The 4,480-nt window shown below is 69.9% G+C and carries 1 protein-coding gene; it reads right to left on the bottom strand.

The features are described 5' to 3' along the window. Positions 1 to 4,480 (bottom strand): type I polyketide synthase (locus tag ACZ5NH_RS45250; protein WP_468784296.1); only part of this gene is annotated, 4,480 nt, incomplete at both ends.

Genomic DNA, 4,480 nt, shown 5'->3' with positions numbered 1-4,480 from the left:
GGAAGAGGGAGTCGTGACGCTCACCGGCGGCAGCACGCACCTGCTCCGCCGAAGCAGCCCGCAACGCCACCGACCCCACCGACGCAACCGGCCGGCCCGCACCATCGGCCACCAGCAACGACACCGCATCCGAGCCGAGCTCACCAAGCCGCACCCGCAGCGACGACGCCCCCGCCGCGAACAACGACACCCCGCTCCAGGAGAAGGGCAGAAGCGGGCCGGAGTCCGATTCCTTGCGGGGGTTCAGGCCCAGGGCGTGGAGGGCGGCGTCGAGGAGGGCCGGGTGCAACCCGAAAGCACCCGCAGCATCAGCAGCCTGCTCCGGCAGCACCACCTCGGCGAACAACTCGTCCCCACGCCGCCACACACCCCGCAACCCACGGAACACCGGCCCATACCCCAGACCCGACTCCGCAAGCTCCCCATACAACCCCTCCACCCCAACAGCCACCGCACCCTCCGGCGGCCACACCACAAGATCCCCCACACCCACGCCGGCATCGCAATCAGCAACGACGGACAACACACCCGTGGCATGCCGCACCCACGGCTCACCACCCACCGCATCACGCCGACGCGAAAACACCCCGAACGACCGCCGACCAGACCCGTCAGCAGCCTCCACCGACAACTGCACCCGCACACCAACGCCCTCAGGAAGCACCAACGGCGCCTCCAACGTCAGCTCCTCGACACCCCCACACCCCACACGCCCACCAGCATGCAACGCCAACTCCACGAACGCCGTACCAGGCAACACCACCTCACCCAGCACCACATGATCCGCAAGCCACCCCTGCACACCCGCCGACAACACACCCGTGAACAAAAACCCGTCACTGTCCGCCAACGCCACCGCAGCACCCAACAACGGATGACCCGCAACACCCAGACCGATCGACTCCGGGTCCCCGCTCACCAACGACGCGGTGTCGGGCCAGTAGCGCTCACGCTGGAACGCATAGGTGGGCAACTGGACACGGCGAGCACCGGTCCCGGCGAAGAACGTCTCCCACTCGACAGGGAGGCCGTGGACATGGGCCTGTGCAAGGGCAGCGGTCAGCGCTTCCGCCTCGGGACGCTCCCGCCTGAGCACAGGGAGGAACACCACGTCGTCGCCGTCGGCGACGCACTCCTGCGCCATGGCGGACAGGACACCGTCGGGCCCGAGCTCCACGAAGGTCGTGACGCCCTCGGCCACCAGCACCCGCACGCCGTCCAGGAACCGCACCGCATCCCGCACATGCCGCACCCAGAACTCCGGCGAGCACACCTCGTCGGGAGTCACGATCGTGCCGGTGAGGTTGGAGACGACCGGAATACGCGGAGCCTCGTACGACAGCCCCTCGACCACCCGGCCGAACGCCTCCAGCATGCCGTCCATGTGCGGCGAGTGGAAGGCGTGACTGACCGTCAGGCGCTTCGTCTTCCGGCCCAGCTCCTCGAAGCGGCCCGCGATCTCCAGTACCGCGTCCTCGTCACCCGCGACCACCACCGACACCGGACCGTTGACCGCCGCGATGCTCACCGCGTCCGTCAGGTACGGCGCCACCTCGTCCTCGGCGGCCTGCACCGCCACCATCGCACCACCGGACGGCAGCTCCTGCATCAGCCGACCACGCGCCGCCACCAGCGTGCACGCGTCGGCCAGTGACAGCACACCCGCACAATGCGCCGCCGCGATCTCACCGATCGAATGACCGGAGACGAAGTCCGGGCGCACACCCCACGACTCCAGCAGCCGGAACAGCGCCACCTCCACCGCGAACAACGCAGGCTGCGTGAACGCCGTCCGGTCGATCAGCCCGGCATCGTCCCCGAACAGCACCTCCAACAACGGGCGCTCCAAGTGCCCGTCAAGAACCGCGCACACCGCGTCCAGCGCGTCCGCGAACACCGGATAGGCGTCGTAAAGCTCCCGGCCCATCCCCAGCCGCTGACTGCCCTGACCGGTGAACAGGAACGCCACCCCACCCGGCTGCGGCACACCAGCCACGACCCCGGCGGCACCCCCGTCGCGAGCCACGGCATCCAGACCCGCCAGCAATCCCTCACGATCACCAGCGACCACAACCGCCCGCTGCTCCAGCGCGGCACGACCCGTCGCCAGGGAATAGGCGACGTCCAGGGGGCGCAGCCCCGGCTGTGCGGCAAGCTGCCCGTGCAGCCGCTCGGCCTGCTCACGCAGTGCCCGCCCGCTGCCGGCCGACAGCGCGAAGGGCAGCACCGGCAACACCGCACCCGGCACCGCCCCGGCCTCCGCCTCCACCTCGGGTGCCTGCTCGATGATGGTGTGGGCGTTGGTGCCGCTGATACCGAAGGACGACACACCTGCCCGGCGGGGACGGCCGGTCTCCGGCCACTCCCGCGCCTCGGTCAGCAACTCCACCGCGCCCGCCGCCCAGTCCACGTGCGGCGTCGGCTCGTCGACGTGCAGGGTCCGCGGCAGCACACCGTGCCGCATCGCCAGCACCATCTTGATGATGCCCGCGACACCGGCCGCCGCCTGCGTGTGACCGATGTTCGACTTGATCGAACCCAGCCACAACGGCGTGTCCTCGGCACGCTCCTGCCCGTACGTCGCGAGCAGCGCCTGCGCCTCGATCGGGTCACCCAGCGTCGTACCCGTGCCGTGCGCCTCCACCGCGTCCACGTCCGACGTGCTCAGGCCCGCCGACGCCAGCGCCTGACGGATGACGCGCTGCTGCGACGGACCGTTCGGCGCCGTCAGACCATTGCTCGCACCATCCTGATTGATCGCCGAACCCCGCACGACCGCCAGCACCGGGTGACCGTTACGACGGGCATCCGACAGCCGCTCCACCAGCAGCATCCCCACACCCTCACCCCAGCCGGTGCCGTCCGCACCCGCCGCGAACGCCTTCACCCGGCCATCGGCAGCAAGACCACGCTGCCGGCTGAAATCGACGAAGTTCTCCGGGGTAGCCATGATCGTGACACCGCCCACCAGCGCGAACGAGCACTCGCCGTTCCGCAGGGCCTGGGCAGCCCAGTGCAGGGCGACCAGCGACGACGAACAGGCTGTGTCCACCGTCACGGCCGGGCCTTCCAGCCCGAAGACATAGGCGAGTCGGCCGGAGACGACGCTGGCGGCGTTCCCGGTGCCGAGGTGACCTTCAAGTCCCTCGGGTGCCCGCATCAGCAGCGACAGGTAGTCCTGGCCGTTCGTGCCGATGAACACGCCGGCCTGACTGCCGCGCAGGGTGTCCGGGGCGATTCCCGCCCGCTCGAACGCCTCCCACGCGGTCTCGAGCAGCAGCCGCTGCTGCGGGTCCATCGCCAGCGCCTCACGCGGGCTGATGCCGAAGAAGCGCGCGTCGAACTGAGTGGCGTCCTGGATGAAGCCACCCTCTCGGGTGTAGGTCTTGCCCGCCTGCTCGGGGTCCGGATCGTAGAGGGACTCGATGTCCCAGCCCCGGTCGGCGGGGAACCGGGAGGTTGCGTCGCGTCCGCCGGCCAGCAGCTGCCAGAGGTCTTCCGGTGACTGCACACCACCGGGGAAGCGGCAGCTCATCGCGACGATCGCGATCGGGTCATCGGCCACGGAGAGCGCCAAGGCGCCGGGTACCGAGCTGACGACGGTCGCTCCCTGCCCGGAGTGTCCGAGCCGTCCGAGGAGTTCGTCGCGCAGGTGGGCGGCGAGAGCGGAGGCCGTGGGGTAGTCGTAGACAAGGGTCGTCGGAAGGCTCAGCCCCGTGACGGCGCCCAGACGGTTGCGCAGCTCCACAGCGGTGAGGGAGTCGAAGCCCAACTCCCGGAACGCACGGTCACCATGGACGGCATCGCCACCACTGTGCCCGAGCACGGCCGCGACCTGGGCCCGCACCAGGTCCAGCAGTTCCTTCTCGCGTTCGACGTCACCGAGGTCGGCCAAGCGGTCGGCGAGCGACGACGAGTCGCGCACGGAGTGCTGCTGGTCGTTTTCGGCGCGGGAGGCCTCCGACGACGCCTGGACGAGCCGCAGTTCGTCGAGGAGTGTGCTGGGGCGTACGGCGGTGAAGCCGGACGCGAAGCGTTCCCAGTCCAGGTCCACCACACACAGCGCCGGATCACCGAGCTCACCCAGGCCCACAGCCTGCTCCAGCGCCCGCATCGCCAACTGCGGATCCATCGGCGGCATGCCCTCACGCCGCAACCGCCGCTCCAGGACCCCCTCGGCCGCCATCCCGCCATCAGCCCACGGACCCCACGCCACCGACACCGCCGGCAGCCCCTCACCACGCCGCTCCTCGGCCAACGCATCCAAGTAGGCGTTCGCGGCGGCGTAGTTGGCCTGTCCGCTGCTGCCCAGAGTGCCGCTGATCGACGAGAAGAGTACGAACGCCGACAGGTCCAGATCACGGGTGAGCTCGTGCAGATGGCGTGCCGAGTCGGCCTTGGCCTGCCACACGCGCTCGAACCGCTCCGGGATCAGCGCGTCCAGCACACCATCGTCGAGCACACCCGCCGCATGGAACAC

The sequence above is a fragment of the Streptomyces sp. NPDC031426 genome (assembly GCF_055581585.1).
Note: the sequence above shows the minus strand (reverse complement) of the source record. Positions and strands in the feature narration are given on the sequence as shown.